This is a genomic window from Novosphingobium ginsenosidimutans (assembly GCF_007954425.1).
GTDB lineage: Bacteria > Pseudomonadota > Alphaproteobacteria > Sphingomonadales > Sphingomonadaceae > Novosphingobium > Novosphingobium ginsenosidimutans.
Genome location: NZ_CP042345.1, coordinates 203,065 through 224,149, shown reverse-complemented (window position 1 = coordinate 224,149; position 21,085 = coordinate 203,065). Strand labels below are relative to the sequence as shown.

At 64.9% G+C, this 21,085-nt stretch carries 24 protein-coding genes; 14 read left to right on the top strand and 10 right to left on the bottom strand.

Annotated elements, in window-relative coordinates:
* Positions 1-23 precede the first annotated feature (23 nt).
* Entirely contained in the window at positions 24-296 is a 273-nt protein-coding gene (locus FRF71_RS01055) for a metal-sensitive transcriptional regulator (RefSeq protein WP_147088810.1), read from the top strand.
* On the opposite strand, the gene FRF71_RS01050 is transcribed toward FRF71_RS01055, so the two are convergent.
* Both FRF71_RS01050 and FRF71_RS01045 read right to left on the bottom strand, forming a co-directional pair.
* Positions 293-1,378, bottom strand: a complete 1,086-nt coding sequence (locus tag FRF71_RS01050; RefSeq protein WP_147088809.1) for a branched-chain amino acid aminotransferase — start codon at positions 1,376-1,378, stop codon at positions 293-295. The genes FRF71_RS01055 and FRF71_RS01050 overlap by 4 nt on opposite strands.
* Before the next feature lie 489 nt (positions 1,379-1,867).
* The gene (locus FRF71_RS01045; protein WP_147088808.1) at positions 1,868-2,404 is read right to left on the bottom strand and encodes a hypothetical protein; all 537 of its coding nucleotides are present in this window, start codon (positions 2,402-2,404) and stop codon (positions 1,868-1,870) included.
* 47 nt (positions 2,405-2,451) lie between these two features.
* Here FRF71_RS01045 and FRF71_RS01040 point away from each other — a divergent pair, with 47 nt between their 5' ends.
* The 6 genes from FRF71_RS01040 (at position 2,452) to FRF71_RS01015 (ending at position 6,985) form a co-directional block, all read left to right on the top strand.
* Positions 2,452-3,219, top strand: a complete 768-nt coding sequence (locus FRF71_RS01040) for a TlyA family RNA methyltransferase (RefSeq protein WP_147088807.1) — start codon at positions 2,452-2,454, stop codon at positions 3,217-3,219.
* An 89-nt stretch (positions 3,220-3,308) separates the two neighbouring features.
* Positions 3,309-3,863 carry a TspO/MBR family protein gene (locus tag FRF71_RS01035; RefSeq protein WP_147088806.1) on the top strand — a complete coding sequence of 185 codons (555 nt, stop codon included), beginning with the start codon at positions 3,309-3,311 and terminating at the stop codon, positions 3,861-3,863.
* 38 nt (positions 3,864-3,901) lie between these two features.
* Entirely contained in the window at positions 3,902-4,162 is a 261-nt protein-coding gene (locus FRF71_RS01030; protein WP_147088805.1) for an accessory factor UbiK family protein, read from the top strand.
* Between the two features lie 38 nt (positions 4,163-4,200).
* On the top strand, positions 4,201-4,800 hold the full coding sequence (gene recO, locus FRF71_RS01025; RefSeq protein WP_147088804.1) for a DNA repair protein RecO: 600 nt from the start codon (positions 4,201-4,203) through the stop codon (positions 4,798-4,800).
* Between the two features lie 12 nt (positions 4,801-4,812).
* Positions 4,813-5,856 (top strand): 3-isopropylmalate dehydrogenase, encoded by a 1,044-nt coding sequence (gene leuB, locus FRF71_RS01020; protein ID WP_147088803.1) that lies wholly within the window; start codon positions 4,813-4,815, stop codon positions 5,854-5,856.
* A gap of 1 nt (position 5,857) precedes the next feature.
* Positions 5,858-6,985: a glycosyltransferase gene (locus FRF71_RS01015; RefSeq protein WP_147088802.1), complete on the top strand. Its 1,128-nt coding sequence runs from the start codon at positions 5,858-5,860 to the stop codon at positions 6,983-6,985.
* 6 nt (positions 6,986-6,991) lie between these two features.
* Here the strand turns inward: FRF71_RS01015 and FRF71_RS01010 are convergent, their stop codons facing one another.
* Both FRF71_RS01010 and FRF71_RS01005 read right to left on the bottom strand, forming a co-directional pair.
* Entirely contained in the window at positions 6,992-8,068 is a 1,077-nt protein-coding gene (locus FRF71_RS01010) for an NADH:flavin oxidoreductase (RefSeq protein ID WP_147088801.1), read from the bottom strand.
* Between the two features lie 45 nt (positions 8,069-8,113).
* Positions 8,114-9,397, bottom strand: coding sequence for a phospholipid carrier-dependent glycosyltransferase (locus tag FRF71_RS01005; RefSeq protein ID WP_147088800.1), 1,284 nt, complete (start codon positions 9,395-9,397; stop codon positions 8,114-8,116).
* Between the two features lie 81 nt (positions 9,398-9,478).
* Here FRF71_RS01005 and FRF71_RS01000 point away from each other — a divergent pair, with 81 nt between their 5' ends.
* From FRF71_RS01000 to FRF71_RS00985, 4 genes are all read left to right on the top strand, one after another.
* A complete protein-coding gene (locus tag FRF71_RS01000; protein ID WP_147088799.1) occupies positions 9,479-10,684 on the top strand; it encodes a trans-sulfuration enzyme family protein in 1,206 nt (401 codons plus the stop codon).
* Between the two features lie 3 nt (positions 10,685-10,687).
* Complete coding sequence (locus tag FRF71_RS00995; RefSeq protein WP_147088798.1) at positions 10,688-11,560, top strand: EamA family transporter; 873 nt, start codon at positions 10,688-10,690, stop codon at positions 11,558-11,560.
* An 84-nt stretch (positions 11,561-11,644) separates the two neighbouring features.
* Complete coding sequence (gene apaG / locus FRF71_RS00990; protein WP_147088797.1) at positions 11,645-12,043, top strand: Co2+/Mg2+ efflux protein ApaG; 399 nt, start codon at positions 11,645-11,647, stop codon at positions 12,041-12,043.
* Positions 12,044-12,055: 12 nt separating this feature from the next.
* On the top strand, positions 12,056-12,844 hold the full coding sequence (locus FRF71_RS00985; RefSeq protein WP_147088796.1) for a LysR family transcriptional regulator: 789 nt from the start codon (positions 12,056-12,058) through the stop codon (positions 12,842-12,844).
* 8 nt (positions 12,845-12,852) lie between these two features.
* Here FRF71_RS00985 and FRF71_RS00980 read toward each other — a convergent pair whose 3' ends face one another.
* Together FRF71_RS00980 and FRF71_RS00975 are read right to left on the bottom strand one after the other, a co-directional pair.
* Entirely contained in the window at positions 12,853-14,688 is a 1,836-nt protein-coding gene (locus FRF71_RS00980) for an alpha/beta hydrolase family protein (RefSeq protein WP_161597858.1), read from the bottom strand.
* 190 nt (positions 14,689-14,878) lie between these two features.
* Complete coding sequence (locus FRF71_RS00975) at positions 14,879-16,165, bottom strand: metal-dependent hydrolase family protein (RefSeq protein ID WP_147088794.1); 1,287 nt, start codon at positions 16,163-16,165, stop codon at positions 14,879-14,881.
* Between the two features lie 175 nt (positions 16,166-16,340).
* On the opposite strand from FRF71_RS00975, the gene FRF71_RS00970 reads away from it, so the two are divergent.
* Genes FRF71_RS00970 through FRF71_RS00960 form a run of 3 tightly spaced genes read left to right on the top strand, consistent with a single transcriptional unit; the run spans position 16,341 to position 18,680 of the window.
* Entirely contained in the window at positions 16,341-17,612 is a 1,272-nt protein-coding gene (locus FRF71_RS00970; RefSeq protein WP_147088793.1) for a cytochrome P450, read from the top strand.
* A gap of 1 nt (position 17,613) precedes the next feature.
* Positions 17,614-17,778, top strand: a complete 165-nt coding sequence (locus FRF71_RS00965; protein ID WP_147088792.1) for a rubredoxin — start codon at positions 17,614-17,616, stop codon at positions 17,776-17,778.
* Between the two features lie 56 nt (positions 17,779-17,834).
* Positions 17,835-18,680 carry an alpha/beta fold hydrolase gene (locus FRF71_RS00960; protein WP_147088791.1) on the top strand — a complete coding sequence of 282 codons (846 nt, stop codon included), beginning with the start codon at positions 17,835-17,837 and terminating at the stop codon, positions 18,678-18,680.
* Here the strand turns inward: FRF71_RS00960 and FRF71_RS00955 are convergent.
* From FRF71_RS00955 to FRF71_RS00940, 4 genes are read right to left on the bottom strand one after another with little or no spacing between them, the layout of a single operon-like run.
* Entirely contained in the window at positions 18,677-19,300 is a 624-nt protein-coding gene (locus tag FRF71_RS00955; RefSeq protein WP_147088790.1) for a trimeric intracellular cation channel family protein, read from the bottom strand. The two genes, FRF71_RS00960 and FRF71_RS00955, sit on opposite strands and share 4 nt — an antisense overlap.
* Positions 19,297-20,109, bottom strand: coding sequence for a hypothetical protein (locus FRF71_RS00950; protein WP_147088789.1), 813 nt, complete (start codon positions 20,107-20,109; stop codon positions 19,297-19,299). Before FRF71_RS00950 ends, FRF71_RS00955 begins: the two co-directional genes overlap by 4 nt.
* Positions 20,099-20,302: a hypothetical protein gene (locus tag FRF71_RS00945; protein ID WP_147088788.1), complete on the bottom strand. Its 204-nt coding sequence runs from the start codon at positions 20,300-20,302 to the stop codon at positions 20,099-20,101. Before FRF71_RS00945 ends, FRF71_RS00950 begins: the two co-directional genes overlap by 11 nt.
* A 49-nt stretch (positions 20,303-20,351) precedes the next feature.
* The gene (locus FRF71_RS00940) at positions 20,352-21,053 is read right to left on the bottom strand and encodes a PepSY domain-containing protein (RefSeq protein ID WP_147088787.1); all 702 of its coding nucleotides are present in this window, start codon (positions 21,051-21,053) and stop codon (positions 20,352-20,354) included.
* Positions 21,054-21,085: the final 32 nt, after the last annotated feature.

Here is a 21,085-nt window from a genome sequence, read left to right as displayed (position 1 = left end):
CAGGGGTATTGCAAGGGTGAGTCATGGGAAAACAGACGGAAGCCATCGTCAACCGGCTGAAACGCATCGAAGGCCAGGTCCGCGGCGTTGCGCAGATGGTTGCGGATGATCGCTATTGCATTGATGTCCTGCACCAGGTCCAGGCAATCAAGTCTGCCCTGGCACGGGTCGAGAGCGAGATCCTGAAAGACCACGCCGCCTGCTGCGTCTCCGAAGCGATTGCCTCTGGCGACGCAGAAGCCCAGCGCGCCAAGTTTGGCGAGCTGATCGACCTGATTGAGAAGGTGAAGCGTTAGAGCTTGAGCACCCAGCCGTGCGGGTCGGGTGCTTCACCGCGCTGGATCGAAACCAGGCGGCTGCGCAGCTTCTGCGTCAGTTGCCCCGGGCCGCCGCTGCCGATCGTGAATTCGCGGTCACGCCCAGCAACCTTGCCGACGGGGGTAACGACTGCCGCCGTGCCGCAAGCAAAGGCCTCAAGCAGCGCGCCGGAAGCGGCATCCGCCTGCCACTGATCAAGGCTGTAGGGTTCTTCCGAGACCTTGAGGCCTTCCTCGGCGGCGAGCTGCAGCAGGCTATCGCGGGTCACGCCGGGCAGGATCGTGCCAGTCAGCGGCGGGGTGACGATCCGGCCGTCGGCCATCACGAAGAACAGGTTCATGCCGCCCAGTTCCTCGATCCACTTGTGCTCGGCCGCATCGAGGAACAGCACCTGGTCATGGCCCTTGGCAAAGGCTTCGGCAGTCGGGACCAGGCTGGCGGCGTAGTTGCCGCCGCACTTGGCCGCGCCGGTCCCGCCGGGCGCAGCGCGGGTATAGTCCGAGACCCAGATCGACACCGCCGGCGCGCCCGACTTGAAATAGTTGCCGGCCGGGCTGGCGATAACAATGAACTTGTATTCCTTGGCCGGGCGCACGCCCAGGAAGGCCTCGGTCGCGATCATGAAGGGGCGGAGATAAAGCGATCCACCCTCGACCGACGGGAACCAGTCAGCATCGACCGCCACGAGTTGCCGGATCGCCTCGATGAACAGGTCTTCCGGCAATTCGGGCATCGCCAGCCGCTGGGCCGAAGCGTTGAAGCGGCGCGCGTTGGCTTCGGGCCGGAACAGCGCCATTGTGCCATCGGCCAGGCGATAGGCCTTCAGCCCTTCGAAGATTTCCTGGGCATAGTGCAGCACCGATGCCGCCGGATCGAGCGCGATCGGCTGGCGCGGGCCAAGCGTGGCCGAATGCCAGCCCTGGCCCTCGGTCCAGTCGATCGTCACCATGTGATCGGAAAAGATCTTGCCAAAGCCCGGATCGGCCACCAGCCCGGCGCGTACCGCGTCCGCCGTCGGGGCGGGGTGGGGCACATGGGCGAAAGTGGTGGCGGCGAGCATCGGGTCGGAATCCTTCTGACTGTGAAGCGGTGCCTCTGAACTAAAGTTACCTCAAAGACAAGAAAAAGGTAATTATCGTGCGGGACTATTCACTCTGGCTCGGTCTAAGCAGATTCAGGCTGCGGGCCAAGTGTGCAGGGCAAAAATGAGAAGGGCGGCCCCGGCAACCCGAGAACCGCCCTTCGCATGGTCAGCGGCCGGAAGCGCCGCTCACGAAGCCTCTATCGCTTACATCGACCTCAGCGATAATGCTCCGTTTTGCGGGTTACCGACCTCCCTGCTGAACCATGAGACATCGGTCACCTCCTTTCGCGCTGTTGAGCCAAGGACCACCCCTCAGGGCGGTCGGGGCCATCGGCGAAGCCCGATGGGCCTTGGGATGGAATGTGAATCATTCCGCGCTGCACAACAAGACTTGAAATGATTTTTTTCGGTGTCAGAATCCGGGGCTTCCGGCCTGCTCCGCGCCGGTTTTCCACAGTCTGGAATTTAGCGGCAATCCTCGATCACGCGGGCCACTTCGGGCCAGGCAGGCAAATAGCTGGGTAACTGGCCAGCTACTTCGATCACAAAGCGACCGCGCGAGAACGCCATCGCATCGAGCACCGGTGCCCGCGCCGGGAGCGTCACGACAATTGCTGTGGCGCCAGGCGAGGGGGGATCGCTCATCAAGGGAAAGGTACCACCGGAGGTGGTGATGCCGATCGGTGTGGCCGTTGTTACGTTACCGGCGACGCGCAATTGGACCGATCCTTTGGCGATGCAAGCCAACATGATTGGCGGACTCTGCGCGGTCAGGCCGAAACTGGCGACGGATTGTCCGCCCGCCACAGACCAGCGCCAGGCACCTAGCGTGAGCGGTGCATCGCGCCAATCGCCGGTGAAGCGGGGAGGGGTCGGCGCCGCCGGGGCGGTTGTGGCGACCGGGCGCGGTGCAGGCACGGGTGTGGGGGCCGGCGTCTGCGGCGCGCAGGCGCTCAGCAGAGCGGGCGCAAGAAGACCGAACAGCAGGACATTTGCCTTCATCGCTTCCCTATGGAATGAGGCGGACCGAGCGACAAGCCCTGCCAGCCATGACCCAGCCCCGATCCGCCAAACCGCCCAAGGTGCGCGTTGACCAGTTGCTGGTCGATCGTGGCCTGGCCGAAAGCCGTAGCCGCGCCCAGGCCCTGGTACTGGCCGGGCTAGTCTTCAGCGGCGAGACGAAGCTGGCCAAACCAGGCCATACGCTCCCCGCCGATGCCCCGCTTGAGGTGCGCGGGCGCGACCATCCGTGGGTTTCGCGCGGCGGGATTAAGCTGGCCCATGCGATCGAACACTTCGGGCTGGATCCCGCCGGCGTCACGGCAATGGATATCGGCAGCTCGACCGGCGGGTTTACCGATGTGCTGCTGCAGAAGGGAGCAGAGCACGTGTTTGCAGTCGATTCCGGCACCAACCAGCTTGCCTGGAAACTGCGCCAGGATCCGCGCGTCACTGTGCTTGAACAGACCAGTGCCCGCATCCTCACGCCTGCTGAAATCGATCGCCCGTGCAACTGGGTGGTTTGCGATGCCAGTTTCATCGCACTATCCAAGGTATTGGAAGTGCCGCTTAAACTGGCCGCGCCCGAATGCCAGTTGATCGCCTTGATCAAGCCGCAGTTCGAAGTCGGACGGGGTGAGGTCGGCAAGGGCGGCGTGGTGCGCGATCCGGAGCTTCATGCCCGCGTTTGCAACGAAGTGCGCGATTGGATCGAGGGATTGGGCTGGCTTGTGCAGGGCATCGTCGAAAGCCCGATCACCGGCCCGGAAGGTAATGTCGAGTTCCTGATTGCCGCCCGCCGCGCGGATCAGGGTTAAGGGCGATTGCCTAGTCCGCCAGACCCCGCCATATCCCCCTCGTTCTCCGCTCCTTCGCCGAATCGCGGGGTGCGAATCGGAGGGAATGGATGTCCGCTCTTGCCTCGCCTGCTCAATTGCGTTCCAGCTTCATTCGTTGGTCGCTGTTCCTGGTCCCGGGGATTGTCCTGCTCGGCTTCTTGAGCGGGACAGCGGGCGGCGGCGCGGGTACGCCGTGGTTCGCCTCGCTGGTCAAGCCCTCGCTGTTCCCGCCGCCGGCCACCTTCGGGATCGTCTGGTCGATCCTCTATGTGTTGATGGGCTTTGCCCTGGCGCTGGTCGTTACCGCGCGCGGCGCGCCGGGGCGCACGGCAGCGATTGCGGCCTTCGGGATTCAGCTAATCCTCAATCTGGCCTGGTCACCGCTGTTCTTTGGCGCACACCAGATCAGCGCTGCGCTGTATCTGTTGCTGGCCATTGACGTTGCCGTCTTCGCAACCCTGCTGCTGTTCTGGCGCGTGCGTCCGCTGGCAGGCATGTTGCTGATGCCCTATCTTGCCTGGGTGCTGTTTGCCGCCGTGCTCAATTGGCAGTTCCTGGAAGCCAATCCGAACGCCGACGGGCACGATGTTACCGGTGCAGTCTCGACGGTTACCTTCGAATAGGACTTGAACGTGCCCGCCGACGGGACCATCTAGCCGCCATGCAGAGCCAGAACCCCCTGTTCGCCGATCTTGCCAAGCTGCTCAACAGTGCGGCCGGAACCGTTGCCGGTGCAGGCCGCGAGGCCCGCGAGAATGCGCGCGAGCGCTTCCGCGAGGCGATGGGCGGGCTGGACTTTGTCAGCCGCGAGGAATTTGACGCGGTCAAGGACATGGCCGCCAAGGCCCGCGAAGAGAACGAAGCGCTGGCCGAGCGCGTCGCCGCGCTTGAAGCCGCGCTCGCAGCAAAGGCGAAGAAGTAGCCTTTTCGATGCGCGGCGCGGCGGGCTAAGGCCGCGCCATGGACCTGCGCACCCCCGCAATAGTTTGCGCCGCCCGCCCGCACGGCGAGACGGGTGTGATCCTGCGCCTGCTGAGCGAGGATCATGGCCTCGTCGCGAGCTATGTCGCGGGCGGGCGTGGGCGGAATCTGCGCCCGGTGCTGCTGCCCGGCAATCTGGTCGAGGCCGAACTGCGGGTGCGGCCCGGCAGCCAGCTCCCCTCGGCGCGGGTTGAGCTGGTCGCCAGCCGCGGCCCCTGGCTGACCGAGCCGCTACCTGCTGCCGCGATCACCTGGGCGACCACGCTGACCGCCTCGGCGCTGCCCGAACGGCAGCCCTTTCCCGCGCTGCACCAGGCGCTCACCGCGCTACTCGATGCGGTCTGCCATGCCCCCTCGGCGCGCGGCTGGCTGCCCGGCATGACCGCTTTCGAGGCGCTGCTGCTGCGCGAACTGGGCTATGGCGCGGTTGAGCGCTCGGCCGATCCGGACTGGAATGCCCAGCTGGCGGCCTTTGACAAGCTTGGCCCGCTGGTGGCGCGCTATCCGCTTGCCGATCGGAGAAGCGATGTTATGGCGGCGCGCGCCATGCTGCGGGAGCGGCTTGGCCGGATTGAGTAGGTTGGGAATCCCATGAAGATCGCAGTTTTCGCCGGCGATGGAATCGGTCCAGAAGTGACGCGCGAGGCCGTGCGCGTGCTTGAAGCGCTCGATCTGCCCGGGCTCGTGCTGTTCGAAGGCGATGTCGGCGGAATCGCCTACAAGCGCCACGGCCACCCCCTGCCAGCCGAAACGCTGGAGATCGCCCGGTCCTGCGATGCGATCCTGTTCGGCGCGGTTGGCGATCCCGATTGTGATAACCTAGAGCGACACCTGCGCCCCGAGCAGGCAATTCTGGGCCTGCGCAAGGAGCTGGGCCTGTTCGCCAACCTGCGCCCGGCCAAGGTCTTTGCCGGGCTGGAAGATGCCTCGGCGCTGCGCCCGGAAGTGGCGAGCAAGATTGATCTGCTGATCGTGCGCGAGCTCAACGGCGACGTCTATTTTGGCGAGAAGGGCATCCGCATTCTGCCCGATGGCCGCCGCCAGGGCTGGGACATGATGTCCTATGCCGAAGACGAGGTTCGCCGAATTGCCCATGTCGGGTTCCGCGCCGCGATGGGCCGGGGCAAGAAGCTCTGCTCGGTCGACAAGGCCAATGTCCTCGAAACCTCGCAGGTCTGGCGTGACGTGATGATCGAGGTGGCGAAGGACTACCCCGAGGTCGAACTAAGCCACATGTACGTCGATAATGCGGCGATGCAGCTGGTGCGCAATCCCGGCCAGTTCGACGTGGTGGTTACCGGTAACCTGTTTGGCGATATCCTGTCCGACCAGGCCTCGATGTGCGTGGGATCGATCGGCCTGCTGGCCTCGGCCAGCCTGTCCGACGGCAAGATGGGCCTTTACGAGCCGATCCACGGTTCGGCGCCGGACATTGCCGGCAAGGGCCTGGCCAATCCGATGGCAACGATCCTCTCGGCCGCCATGCTACTGCGCCACTCGCTCGGGCTTGAGGCTCAGGCAGCGCGGATCGAGGCGGCCGTGGCCAAGACGCTCGCCGATGGCATTCGCGGCGGCGATCTTGGCGGCAGCCACGGCACGGCCGCGATCGGTGACGCGGTGCTGGAGCGCCTGTGACATGACCCTGCGGCTCGGCGTTGTCCTTCCCACCTATAACGAGCGCAAGAACCTGCGCTCGATGGTCGATCGCCTGGACAAGGCGCTGGCGGGGATCACGTGGGAAGTCATCGTGGTCGATGACAACAGCCCCGATGGCACCGCTGATGAGGCGCGCGCGCTGGCGCAGGAAGACCCGCGTGTCCACGTGATCCAGCGGATCGGCCGCCGCGGCCTGTCGTCGGCGGCGATCGAGGGGATGTGCGCCACGGCCGCCCCGGTTGTGGCGGTGATGGACGCCGACCACCAGCACGATCCGGCCCTGCTGCCGCAAATGCTCGCCGCGATCGAAAGCGGGGACTATGATCTGGCCTATGGCAGCCGCTTTGCCGAAGGCGCCAGCACCGAAGAATGGGGCCGGCCCGACCGGGTCAAGGCCTCCAACTTCGCTAATCGGATCGCCAACAAGGTCACAGGGGTTGAACTGACCGACCCAATGAGCGGTTACTTCATGCTGCGCAGCGCCACGCTGCGCGCCGATGCCCACCGCCTGTCAGGCGTGGGGTTCAAGATACTACTCGATATTCTCGCCACGGTCGAAGAGCCGCTGCGCATCAAGGAACTGCCAATGAACTTCGCTGCCCGCGCCGAAGGCGAGAGCAAGCTTGACCGCACTGTGGTCTTCGAATTCCTGATCGGGCTTTACGACAAATGGCTCGGCCGGATCATCCCGACCCGCTTTGCGCTGTTCGGCACGGTCGGCGCGCTGGGCGTTTTCGTCCAGCTGGGTGCGCTGTGGGTGATGCTGCACCTCGTCTTCGGGGAGCGCTTCGTCTATGGCAACTGGGACGAGAGCACGACCTTCAACGTCGCCAACACGGTTGCTGCGTTGGTCGCGATGACCTTCAACTTCGTCCTGAACAACGAGCTGACCTATGCCGACAAGCGGCTGCGCGGGTTTGGCCCGCTGCTGCGCGGCTGGGCCCAGTTCGCGGTGACCTGCTCGCTGGGCCTGCTCACCAATGTCGGCTCGGCCGCCGTGCTCAAGACCATGGGCTTCCACGACGTGATCGCCGTGGTGGTCGGGATCGTGCTTGGCTCGGTCTGGAACTTCGCGCTGTCGAACAAGTTCGTGTGGGGCAAGTACTGAGGGTTTTCAGCCTTCTACGAAGCCTTTCCAAGACGCCATATAATCTACGAAGGCCGGCCCCAGGCCTTCCGCCTGCAGGTGCGCTCGGGTGACAGGAGTTGCCACTGCGGCAAAGGCCGGATCGGCGATCACGCGCTTCGCAAAATCGTGGTGCAGGATCGCCCCGCGGCCGACCAGCACGAAATCCGCCCGAGCATCGAGACAGGCCTGGACCTTGGCGGCGTCCATTATCTTCCCCGCGACGCCCAAGCGGGTATTCCCCCGCGGCAGGGCGGTGAACAGCTTGATTAGCGGCTGGCCGGCATAGTCCGGATCCTGCGGGTCCTTGAAGCAATCCCACAGCGACATGTCGAGGTAATCGAGCTGGCCGCCGGCCATGACTTCCTCGGCCAGTTGCAGCGCCTCGGCGGTGCGGATGCCGAAGCGTTCGGGCGAGAGCCGCAGGCCCAGCTGGAAATCGGCACGGGTCGCGGCGCGGATGCCGTCAATCACCTCGAAGATGATCCGCTTGCGGTGCTCGAAGCTGCCGCCGTAGCCGTCGGTGCGCTGGTTGTTCTCGGCATCGAGGAACTGAGCGAGGATGTAGCCGTGGGCGCCGTGGATCTCGACCCCGTCAAACCCGGCCTTTTCGGCGCGGACGGCGGCGGCGATGAAGTCATCACGCAATTGCTCGACCTCGGCGGTGGAAAGCGCGCGCGATCCGGTCTCCGCATCAGCGAAGGGACCTTGCGGGTCTTCACCAATCACGTCGCGCGGTGAGCGGATCCCGGCGTGGTGCAGCTGGACGGCTGAAAGGCTGCCATTGGCCTTGATCGCCTTGGCGAGCTCGGTGAGGCGCGGGATATGGTTGTCTGACCATACGCCAAGCTGGCCGGGAAAGCCCTGGCCCTGGCGCTGGACATGGGCGGCAGCAGTCATCACCAGGCCCATGCCGCCCTCAGCGCGCATGGTCAGCCACTTGATCTCGTCGTCCGAGAGTACACCGTCGACCTGGCTCTGCAGGTTGGTCAGCGGGGCCAGCATCATCCGGTTGGCCATGGCCGGACCGCGCGTGAAGGTAAGCGGCGAAGCGGCGTCAGTCATCTTGCGAATCTCCCTGTTCGATTCGCATTTGGCGCGTTCTGCGGCCTAGCGCCAGCTTCGCAGCCACATCCACTCTTCAAAGCTCGGCCGCCCGCAGCACAGCTTGGCGGCGGAGAGGATCGGGTAGAAGTGGATGAACATGCCCAGGCTGAGCGCCAGTGCCCCCGCTGCCAGCCAGCGCCAGCGGTCGGTGCGATGCCACAGCGCTTCCAGCGCCAGGGCCAGGCAGACCATTAGGAAGGTGCCGGGCAGCAGGTAGTGATAATAGAACTGCACCGGCTTGGATGAGAGCGCCCAGAAGGCAATCTGGACGGCATAGAGCCCGGCGAAGACCCAGGCTTCGATCCGGCCGCGCCAACCGGCCCACAGGCACCAGGCCAATGCCGCAAGGCCGGCCAGCATGGTGAAGGGATTGCCGACCAGCAGGATCCCGCGCTGCGCGCCATCGACCGGCTGGTAGAGGAACCAGATCGCCCGCCAGTTGCCGACCCACTGGTACCAGTAGGAGCGATAGGGATGCGGCTTGGTCACGCTGTCCTGCAATTGCAGCATGTAGGCATGCCAGCCGATCGGATCCCATGGATTGACCGGGTCCTTGGCCCAGTGGAACGCCGGCCAGAAGGTCAGCCAGTAGACCACCAGCGGCACAAGGCCGAGCCAGACGCCAGCCTCGATCACGGTGATCCCTGGTACGGGGCCACCCGCGCGCAGATAGAGCCCGCGCAAGCCGCAATCGCGCAGCTTCCAGCCGAGGAAGACCAGCCCGGGCACGATCAGCAGCGGCGCGACCGACCATTTGGCACCGAGCGACAGGCCCATTGCCACGCCCGCCAGCGCCAGCCGCCAGCGGGCTTGGCCGGGCAGCCGGACCGCGCTCGCCGCCAGCCACAGGCCGATCATGCCGAACATCGCCATGAACATGTCGAGCATGGCGATCCGGCTCTGCACGAACCAGGCAAAATCGGTTGCGACCAGGAACATCGCGGCCAGGGTGACAAGCCTCCGCCCGGTCACGAACCAGACCAACCGGCCCAGCGCGTAAAGCCCGATCGCGCCCGATATGGCCGATGGGATCCGCCAGTTCAGCGGCGTATCGCCCAGCCAGCGGATCGCGGCGGCGATGATCGTCTTGCCCAGCACCGGGTGCTCGGGATTGAACCGCAGCCCCTGGTTCTGGTGCCGCGCGGCGTTGATGTAGTGGACCTCGTCGAAATAGATCTGCGAGGGGATCCCCAGCCGCCACCACAGCAGCGCCAGGAAGAAGATCGCGATCACCGCGCACCAGTCGGCCGGGTCCTGTTCAGACGTGAAGCGGGGCGCGGCGACCATGGCGAGGGGAATTACCGGTGCCATCACAAGGTGGCAATGCTCTTGCGGCGCTTGCGCACGGCCCTTACAGCCGCGCACATCATGAAGCGCACCACCGGAACCGACCGTTCGATCACCGCCAAGTGGCGGCCCGCCACCCGCGCCGTGCGCGGCGGCACCTGGCGCAGCGAGCAGGGGGAGACCAGCGAGGCGCTGTTTCTCACCTCGGGCTTTTCCTACGATAACGCCGAAACCGCCGCCGCGCGGTTCCGGGGCGAAGATCCGGGGATGACCTATTCCCGCCTTCAGAACCCGACTGTCGCCATGCTGGAAGAACGCATCGCGCTGCTGGACGGAGCCGAAGCCTGCCGCGTCCAGGCCTCGGGCATGGCGGCGATGACTGCAGCGCTGCTCTGCCAACTCAGCCAGGGCGATCATGTCGTGGCCGGCCGTGCCGCCTTCGGATCGTGCCGCTGGCTGGTCGACCAGCTGTTCCCGCGCTTCGGGATCGAGGCAACGACGATCGACGCGCGCGACAATGCCCAGTGGGAAGCCGCGATCCGGCCCAACACCAAGGTGTTCTTCTTCGAGACGCCCGCCAACCCGACGATGGACATCGTCGATCTCAAGTACGTGTGCGATCTCGCCCGCAGCCGCGGGATCATCACCGTGGTCGACAATGCCTTTGCCACGCCGGCGCTGCAGCGACCGATCGAATGGGGCGCCGACGTAGTGGCCTATTCGGCAACCAAGCTGATGGACGGGCAGGGCCGGGTGCTGGCCGGTGCCGTTTCGGGCAGTGCCGATTTCATCAACAATGTGCTCCTGCCGTTCCAGCGCAATACCGGACCGAACCTTGCGCCGTTCAATGCCTGGGTCGTACTCAAGGGACTGGAAACGCTGGACCTGCGCGTTCGCCAGCAGAGCGCTAATGCGCTGAAGGTGGGGCAGTTCCTGGAGGGTCGGGTCAAGGCGATCAATCACCCTGGTCTGCCAAGCCACCCGCAGTACGAACTGGCGGTGAAGCAGATGGATGCCTGCGGCTCGATCTTCTCGTTCGAGGTCGAGGACCGCGCCCAGGCCCACGGCCTGCTCAATGCGTTGCAACTGGTCGATATCTCCAACAACATCGGCGATGCGCGATCGCTGATGTGCCACAACGCCTCGACGACCCATTATTCGGTCAGCGCCGAAGCGCGTGAGGAGATGGGTGTGACCGAAGGCATGCTGCGGCTCAACGTTGGCCTGGAAGATCCTGACGATATCATCGAGGACCTCGACCAGGCGCTCAAGGCGGTCGGGCTTTAGGGTTTGGACACAGTCTCGCTGCTGCTGGTCCTGCTGGCAGCGGTCTGCCACGCGACCTGGAACCTTGCGGCCAAGCGCTCGGCCCATGCCGGCGGCGTTTTTCTGTTCTGGTCGACCATGCTCTCCTCGGTCGCCTTCGCGCCCTGGGCACTGTTGATCGTCATGGGTGAGGGCTTCCGCTGGGCCTGGCAGCCGCTGGCGGCAATTGTCGCCAGCGGCTGCCTGCACCTGGCCTATAGTCATGCGCTCCAGACCGGATACCGCAAGGCCGATCTGTCGGTGGTCTATCCGATCGCCCGCGGCACTGGTCCGCTCCTGTCCTCGATCGGCGCCTTCCTGCTGCTGGGCGAAGGGCCGGGTCCGCTGCGGCTGCTCGGTCTGCTGGGCGTGGTCGGCGGGATCCTGCTGATTGCCACGGATGGCCGGTTCAGCACTTTTGCCCGCCCTGGCGCGATGGCCGGACTGCGCTGGGGGCTACTGACCGGGGGACTGATCGCGACCTACACCCTCGTCGATGGCTCGGCCGTAAAGCTGCTGCTGCTTTCACCCGTGGTGCTCGATTGGGGCGCCAATGTGGTGCGCACCGTGCTGCTCGCGCCGCAGGTGCTGCGCGATCGGGCTGCGGCGACTGAGGCCATGCAGGGCCACTGGATCAGCGCCTGGACCGTCGCCCTGCTGGCGCCGTTCGGTTACATTCTGGTTCTCTGGGCGATGCAGCGCGGCGCGCCGCTCAGCGTCGTCGCACCGATGCGTGAAATGTCGATGATGCTGGTGGCGCTGCTTGGCATGGTCCTGCTGCGCGAGCCCGTTGGCCGCGCGCGACTGGCGGGCTGCGCGCTGATGGTGGCCGGCGTGGTGCTGCTGGCGCAGAGCTGATTTTACCACAATCGATCGGCAAAGTGGCAGGAACGGTCGCTCGCCCCATTGTCGCCGCACCGCCCAATCGCTACCTTGTCACCCATGAAGGAGCTGTTCCAGCACGCCGCAACCACCGACGGGATCACCGTTCGGGTGACTGTCAACTTCCTGCCCGAACAGTCGCAGGTAGAGGCGGGCAAATGGTTCTGGGTCTATCACATCCGGATCGAGAACCATGCCGATCAGGCGGTCCAGCTGCTGACCCGCCACTGGCAGATCACCGACGGACGCGGGATGGTCAATTTTGTCGAGGGCGAAGGCGTGGTTGGCGAGCAGCCGGTGATCCAGCCCGGCGGCAGCCATGACTATGTTTCTGGCTGTCCGCTCAGCACGCCGTTTGGCTCGATGGAAGGGTTCTATACCTTCCGCTGCGAGGATGGATCGCTGGTCGAAGCGGCGATCCCGTTCTTCCCGCTGGCGGCGCCTGCCACGGCAGGCTAAGGCTCCGGCGCGATGAAGCGCACGCACCTGCCTCTCAACGCCCTGCGCGTTTTCGATGCCGCCGCCCGGCACCTGTCGTTCACCCGCGCGGCGGACGAGCTGGCGGTGACCCCTGCCGCCGTCGGCCAGCAGATCCGCGCGCTGGAGGACCTCCTCGGTGTTGTCCTGTTCCGCCGCACGCCCAAGGGGCTGGAGCTGACCGACGAGGCCACGGCTGGTCTTGAGTCCTTGCGCACTGGCTTCCTCCACTTCGAGGATGCGGTTACCGCGATGCAGGCCGGCCAATCGAGCCATGTCTATACCATCGCCGCCCCCCGCGATTTCTTCGCCGCGTGGCTCGCGCCGCGCCTGGCTGAGTTCCGCGCGGCAAATCCGGAGGTTCGCTACAGCCTGGTCAATGATGAGACCGCCGATTTCACCGAAGCCAACATGGACCTTGCCGTGCGTTGGGCTGAAGGTCCGGGCGACTTGGAAGGGGTGGCGCTAGGCTCTGCCGAACGCGTGATCGCGGGCGAGGGGGACTGGATCGCCTGGCCCGGCGATCCCTATCCCGGGGGCGAGGAAGCCGGCGCCCCGTCGCTCCAGGCCGGCGATGCCGGGCAAGCACTGGCCGCCGCTGCTGCCGGAATGGGCAAGGCCCGCGTCCCCGCGCAACTGGCGCTGACCTGGGCCGGAGCCGGCCGCGGTGTCACGCTGACCGAACCTGAACCCTGCCGCCGCGCCTACTGGCTGGTCGCCCCGCTGCCGCAGTGGCGGCAGAAGAAGGTCAAGGCGCTGGTGGCGTTTCTGACTGGCAACTGAGCGCTGCGTCAGTCCGCCGGGTTGTGCTTGGCCAGAAAGGCTTCGATCGCGTCGAGATAGCGCGCTTCGTTGGCATCGTCGGCAAAGCCATGCCCTTCACCGGCGAAAGTCAGCGTTTCGATTGGCTTACCGGCCTTGGTCGCCGCGTCACGTAGCAACAAGAACTGCTTAAACGGTACGTTGCTGTCGTCCTCGCCGTGCGTGACCAGCACGGGACGCGTCAGCCGGGCAATCTGCGCAACGGGTGAGACAAGGTCGAGGTCGAAGTTTGCGTCCTCTCCTTGGATGCGCGTGCGCCAGCTCTTGGCACCCTTGCGGGTGAAGAAATTCGCATCGTATTTCAGCTGCTTCTTCCAGTCGGTCACCCCTGCGAAGCTGACTGCGCAGCGGTAGCGTTCCGGATTTCGGATTGCGGCCCACAGCGCGGCATAGCCGCCATAGCTGGCGCCAACCATGCAGACCCTGGCCGGATCGGCGATCCCTTCCTTGACCGCCCAGTCCATTGCATCGTCAAGATCGTCCTGCATGGCCCGCCCGATCTGGCCCGCGCCAAGTTCGGCAAAACTTTCACCATAGCCGCCGGAGCCGCGATAATTCGGCTGGATCACGGCATAGCCCCGGTTCGCCAGTAGCTGCACTGTCGAATCAAACTCCAACTTGTCACGCACGCCGTAGGGGCCGCCGTGCGGCATCACTATCAGCGGAAGCTTCTTCGCCGAGCGTCCTCGCGGCAACGTCAGGTAACCGTTGATCGCCGTGCCGTCGCGCGCAGTATAGCGGATCGGCTTGGGACTTGCGGTGAGCGACCGGTCAAGATCGGGCAGTTCGGCGCTGAAGCTGTCAAGCGAGCGCTTAGCGGCGTCGAACATGAAGGTCTGGCCGGGATTGGCCTCGTTTCCGGCCCAGACCAGCATGCGCGAATCGTCTTCGGCCCGCGAGACAATCCAGACGTGCTGATCGGGAATGGCCTTCTCAAGCCGGGCGTAAAGTGACTTCAGCTTCGGCTCGAACCAGACCGCGCGATCGCGATCGTCGGTGTAGAACGCCGCCAGCAGTTTGCCATCCTTGTCGGTCAAAGCCTCGTCAACGTCCCAGCCGGGTGCGGCATAGATCACCTCGCCAACTTGCCGGGTGGCATAGTTGAACTTGCGTACGGCGATCCGGCCATTGTCATCGGGCTTCAGCACAAGCCCTTCGTCCGAGCCGGAGGTAATCCGCAGCACGTCCCATACCTTGTCGTCGGCATTGTCCTCGGTGATCTTGGCAATCTCGCGCAGCGGATCGTCGGGCTTGGCGCGGTACATGACGCGGACCTTGCCGCCAGCAAAGGCCATGCCCATGCGGACGATACCGGCATCGTCGGCAAACCATTCCCAGATGCCTTGGGTCGGGCGCTGTACTTCCTTCACGCCCTTGATCGGCTTCTCGGTCAGGGCGAAGCGCCAGACCGAGGGGTAATCGTATATTGTCCGCTGCATAGCCAGCAGCAGGTATTCGCCCGCCGGGTCGACGAACAGCACGTCATCGCCCTCAAGCCCCATGTCGGGACGGCCAATAAAGGGCATGGCCTTGCTCGCCAGGTCGTAAAAGAATAGCCGCGAAAGCCGCGCCTCTTCGCCGAAGTAGACCGTCGGGGTCGACAGCGAGAACAACAATTTGCCGTTTCCGGCCCAACGGAACCATTCGAGGTTGTTTCGCTGGGGCAGGGCGAGGCGGTGCAGCACGTCCTTGGTGGCGGCGTCGAGCACCGCGATCGAAGTGCTGTCCTTCGTTGTGGATCGCAACGCGATCAATGTGCCATCAGGGGACAGCTTCATCGTGCCGATCCCGCTGTCCTTGGCCAAGGACAGGGTCGGAATTTTGGGCGGCGGGGCTTCGGCAGGTCGGGTTGCGGAAGGTGCCTCGCCCCAAACAGGCGAGGCCATCAATGCCAGTATCAGTCCCAGTCCTGCCAACGTCTGCCGCTGCGCCATCGTTGCCCCACGCTTGATCTTCGCCAGCTAAGCTATTGTATGGGAGGCAAGATGCAAGAGGTTAGGGTCCGACAATCACCTCGCCTCGCGCCATGACGAACTTCATTGTCTTTAAGGTCTTCACGTCGGCCAGCGGATCGCCGCTGACGGCGATGATATCGGCCGCCTTGCCGGCTTCAAGCGTGCCGGTTTCCTTGTCGACGCCCAGCAGCGCGGCGGCGTTGACGGTGGCGGCCTTGATCGCCTCGGCGGGCGGCATGCCGAACTTGACCAGCAGTTCGAACTCGTCGGCATTGCGGCCGTGCTTGGAGACGCCGGCGTCGGTGCCGTAAGCGATCTTCACGCCCAGCGGATAGGCGATCTGCAGCGACTTGCCGGTAATGCCGATACGCCAGTCGATCTGGGCCTTGATGGCCGGGGGATAGGCGTTGGGATTAGCGGCGAGCCGTTCAAGGTAGCCGTTCACCGTGCTGAGGGTGGGGACGTAATAGGTCCCGGCCTTGGCCATCATCTTCGCGGTTTCCTCGTCGATGGTGGTGCCGTGCTCGATCGAATCCGCTCCGGCGCGGACCGCCAGCTTGATCCCGTCAAGGCCGTGGGCATGGACCGCCACCTTGCGGCCATAAGCATGGGCGGTTTCGACCAGCGCCTTGGCCTCGTCCTCAACCATCCGAGTAGCCAGACCGGTACCGGAGTTAACCCCGCCGGTGGTCGCGAACTTGATCACGTCTGCGCCGCGCCCGATCTGGCGCCGCACCGCGCGGCGGCAATCGTCGGCCCCGTCGCAGAGGTTCTCGGTGCCGATCATGCCGTGCATTTCATCGGCCAGCCCTACGCGGCCGTCCATGTGCCCGCCGGTTGTGGAGATCGATTCGCCCGCATCAATGATCCGCGGACCCTGCACCCAGCCGCGCTTGATCGCTTCCTTCAGCGCCAGCACCTTGCCGCCCTCGTCACCCAGGTTGCGCACCGTGGTGAACCCGGCCCGCAGGGTCTTCATCCCGTTCCAGTAAGTTTCCATGGCGTGGAGCGGCATGCCCTCGGTCACCATCGCCACGATGCCCTCGTTGCCAGCGCGGTCCGAGGCGAGGTGGGTGTGGCTGTCGATCAGGCCGGGCAGGACGGTCTTGTCCTTGAGGTCGATCGCCGTCGCGCCCTCTGGCGCAGGCACATAGCCATCCTGCAGCGAGACGATCTTGCCAGCGTCAACGACGATGGTTGTCGCCCCGCGCGGGGCCTGGCCCGGCACGGCGATCACGCGCCCGGCGTGGATATAGGTCGGCGCGGCAAGGGCTGCGGTGCTGGTGAGCAGTGTCGTGGCGGCAAGCGCAAAGGCGGAAAACTTCATCGTGACTGCTCCCTGAAGGTCTGTTTGGCCGAAGCCTAGCGGGCGCGGCGCTGGCCCGCAACGCCGCTTGCTGCAAAGTTGCTGACAGGAGTGTCAGTAAATTGATCGAGGGCAAAGACGGCCTGCCCCGTTCCTGCCAGCCAGGGCGCCAGAACCGGTAGAATGGAGAGCTGCCTTGACCATTTCCGAAGCCCTGGCCCGCACGATCATCGACCCCAAATCCTATGCGCAGCGCGAGATCGCTGACGCCGCCTTTACGCAGATCCGTGCCGAGCAACCGCTCGACAAGGCCGAGCTGCCGGACTTCGACCCGTTCTGGGTGGTCAGCCGCCATGCTGACATCAAGGAGATCGAGCGGCAGCCGGACATTTTCCGCAATGGCGACAAATCGACCTTCCTCTCCCCGCGCGACGGGGTGGAGCGCGTGAAAGGGCTCACCGGGGGCGAACCGAACCTGATCCGCAGCCTGGTCTCGGTCGATGGCGATGAGCACAAGGCGCTACGCGGCGTGGTCTTTCCACACGTCACCCCGCGCGCGATCAAGCCGCTGGAAGACCAGATCCGGCAGATTGCCCGCGAGTTCGTTGACCATATGCTGGGCTTCGGCGGCGAGGTCGATTTCGCGCAGGATGTTGCCTTCCTCTATCCGCTGCGGGTGATCATGACCGTGCTGGGTGTGCCGCAGGAGGACGAGCCGTTCATGCTCAAGCTGACACAGGAGCTGTTCAACAACGCCGATCCGGAACTTAACCGCCGCCGCGCCGAACTCACGCCGGACGAAATGCTCAAGTCGCTGTGGGAGACGACAATGGAGCTGGAAGCCTATTTCGCGGCCGTGACAGAGAAGTTCCGCGCCAATCCCACCGGGCAGATCAACAGCCTGATCGCCAACGCCACGATCAATGGCGAATATCTCAACCACCGCCAGCTGATGGGTTACTACATCATTGCCGCCACCGCCGGGCACGATACCACTAGCAACACCACGGCCGGCGCCATGTGGGCACTGGCCGAGCGGCCCGAACTGCTGCGAGCGATGCAGGATAACCCGGACCGGATCAACGCCTTCGTCGAGGAATCGATCCGCTGGGAAGTACCGGTGAAGCACTTCATGCGCAGCGCGGTGACCGATTGCGAGATCGGCGGACGGCAGATCAAGGCGGGCGACTGGCTGATGCTGTCCTACCAGTCGGCCAACCGCGACGAGACGGTCTGGGCCGATCCCTTCGATTTCCGGATCGACCGCGACCAGAACCCGCAGATCGCCTTTGGCTATGGCGTCCACGTCTGCCTGGGCCAGCACCTGGCGCGGATGGAAATGCGGATCCTGTGGGAGGAACTGTTCGTGCGGCTGAGATCGGTCGAGATGAACGGCCGGGGTGAGCGGACGATTTCCAACTTCGTCTGCGGGCCAAAGCACGTGCCGATCCGCTTCACGGTGAACTGAGATGCGCAAGTGGCGCTGCCGCAACTGCGGCTTCATCTATGACGATACGCTCGGCCTACCGGACGAGGGCATCGCGCCGGGCACCCGCTTTGAGGATATTCCAGAGGACTGGTACTGTCCGGACTGCGGAACCGAGAAGCAGGACTTCGAACTGGTGGATTATTAATCGCTCGATTAAAATGATGATTGACCCGTTCTGACGGCACAGGCATCCCGTGCAACATGACGGGGGAAACAATCCGAATTCCAATTGCTGATGGGCTAAGCCTGACGGCTGACGTGGCTGGCCCCAAAGGCGCGCCGACGGTCATTCTGGGCCACGGCGGCGGGCAGACCCGCCATTCGTGGGACAAGGCCGAACAGCAGCTGGCCAAGGCCGGCTACTTTTCGATCAACTATGACCTGCGTGGGCATGGGGATAGCGACTGGTCACCCGATGGCGATTATGACTTGCTCAAGCGGGCCGACGACCTTGCCTGTGTCGCCGCCGTCGGATCAAAGCCCTTGGCGCTGGTCGGTGCCTCGCTCGGCGGGATCACTGCCTTGGCGGCAACCTGCAAGGGAATGGATGTTGCCGCACTGGTGCTGGTCGATATCGTCCCGAAGATGTCAATGAAGGGCGTTGCCAAGATCCGTGAGTTCATGACCGCCAATCCCCAGGGCTTCGCCAGCCTGGAAGAGGCAGCCGATGCGATTTCGGCCTACTACCCCGACCGGCCGCGGCCCAAGGACTTGTCCGGCCTCAACAAGAACCTCCGGCTGCATCCCGACGGGCGTTATTATTGGCACTGGGACCTCAGGATGATGACTGACCAGCGCGCCGATCCATCGCAGCTGCTGACCATGCTGGATGAAGCCGACTGGACCGACCGGGTCCCGACCCTGCTGGTGCGCGGCATGAAGAGCGATATTGTCGATGACGACGGCGTGGCCGATCTGCGCCGCCGCATTCCCAAGCTGGAGATTGCCGACATCCGCGGTGCCGGTCACATGGTGGCCGGCGACAAAAACGACGAGTTCAACGGCGCGGTGATTGAATTCCTCAACCGGGTCATGCCGCCGGCTTAGGGCTTGTCCCGGCCATAGGCGGGCAGTGCCAGGCCAGAATGGATCGCCCAGCCGCGCAGCGCAAAACCGGCCAAGGCGGCGATCGGCAGGGACAGTTGCTGCGGCAATCCGATGATCTGTCCCAATGCGCAAAGGCTGGCGCTGAGCGCAGCAGCGGTCACGTAAAGTTCGGGCCGCATCAGGATCGAGGGACGGCCCGCCAGCACATCGCGGATGATCCCGCCAACGCAGCCGGTGATCACCCCCATCAACACGGCCGGGATCGGCGGCAGGCCATAAGCCAGCGCTTTCGCGGTGCCGAGCACGGCATAGGCGGCGAGGCCCGCCGCGTCGGCCCATTCGAGCAGGGTGCCTTCCCACCATTTGCGCGGGGTGAACCAGGCCAGCAGCGCGACCCCCAGGCAGACCGGCGCGACCCACGGATCGCGCACCCAGAACACCGGCGCCCCAATCAATAGATCGCGTATCGAACCGCCCCCGACCCCGGTGATCAAGGCAAAGAAACTCATCGTCACAAAAGTCTGCCGCAAGCGCGCTGCGAGCAGCGCCCCGGTCAGGGCAAAGACCGCCGTGCCGAGTAGGTCGAACAGCGGGGGCAAGGTGGGGATCGCAGTGCTCATCGGCTTTGGTTCTGGCAGCGCAGCGCCGCCAAAGCCAGGCCAAAGCCCAGGATCGGCGCGGCTCCATAGCCGATCAGGACCGAGGGATAGGGACCTGCGAAGGCCATCAGACCCGCGCCAACAAGAAAAGCGGTGAGCGTTGGAGCCTGTTTCAGCAAGAGCAAGGGGCTGAGCGTCACCAGGGTCAAGGCGAGCCCAGCGAACGGCGCGGCGTGCCAGGCATCGCGCTGGACAGCCTCAACCCAGCGGACCGGCGCAAGCGGGTCGGGCGCGACAAAGGCAGCGCTCCCCCCGGCGGTGGCAACAATGAGGCCAACAAAGCTGGCCCGGTCGCGGCGGACATGGGCCAGTGCCGCAAGCACTGCGACAAGGGCAATGGTCGTCGCCCGGTCGGGCTGGAGCAGTGTTGCCAGCAGCGCTAGGACCAGCAGTGCCACCGCGGGGGCAGAGGGAAGGCGCGGGGTGAGCACTGCCAGCAAGGGCAACAGCAGATAGCCAACATGCAAGCTGACCGGACCGAGGCTCACCCAGCGCCGGACCCCGTCAATCGAGGTTCCAGCGATTGCCGTTGCGAACAATGCGGCCACAAGGCTTGCCGCTAGCAAAGCGGCGCGACGCTCGTCTTGTGGTATAGGCAGCAGCACTGCCAGCAACAGCGCCAATAGGAGCGCTCCGCCGTTCACCGCTAGCCAGGCCATGGGCGCACCGCTTACCGCCAGCCAGGCCAGCCCGGCGGCCACGGGCAAGACCAGCGCCGCCAGGGCAGCTTGCGAGGGCAGTCGGCGGCCCACTCGCGGATCAGTCTTCAATCAGATCCTGCAGCTTGGTCATCAGCGCCTGGATCCGCGTGGCGGCTTCGGTGAATGTATTCACGTCGTCGCGCTTGTTGTTGGCGCGGGCTTCCTTGGCGGCTTCGACATAGCCTTCCAGATCGACCTCGAGCGCGTCGACCAGCATTTCGATTTCATCGCCAGTCAGCTTGACGGTGAGGGCCTTGGACATGGGGGTATTCTCCTGATCTGGCAGAAATGAAACGATAGCCCGGTGGGCGTCAGTTGGCCACGGTGCGCTTGATCGCGCGGCGGCGGCGGAACAGCAGGACCGTGCCGAGCAGGCACGAGGCGAACGCCAGCGCGGCAAAGCCGATCAGCAGCGGATGGTGGGTATCCTCGCGGGTTTCGAGGTCCATGATGTGCAGGCCCCACATGAAGTCATAGAACCGCCACCAACCGGTGCGGATCGCCTCGATCTCGCCGGTGTCGCGGCCAACATAGACGTGGGTGCCATCGGCCAGGGTGACCTGCCAGGCGGCAATGGGCTTGCGGAAATCGGGTGGCGACTGTTCGGCTGGGAACAGCTTGAGCGAGGCGACCTGGTCCCCGCCCGTGATCGCATGGCGCACCGCGGCGCGGGCCTCGGCCGCATCAACCGGGGGCAGCATGGTCTGACCCGGCGCGCCGAGGTCGATACGGTGGACCGTGCCATCCATGAAAGTGGCGATCAGCACCGAGCGCCCGCGCTGGTCGAGGATCTTGCCCTCCCGGATCAGCGTGTCACCCGCCGCGCCGCCCAGCTGGACGCGGACCGGGACCGGTTTGTGCTCGATATGCAGAGTGTGGCCGCGCACTTCCTCGATCGGGCGGACGACCATGACCAGGCCCGAGACGGTCCAGAACAGCAGCGGCACGGCAACCAGCCAGCCCAGCCAGATGTGCCAGCGGGCATAGTTCTGCATGAGCGTGCGGCTAGCCATGCCGAGCCTATGGCCCGCGCGCGGCGATTTTC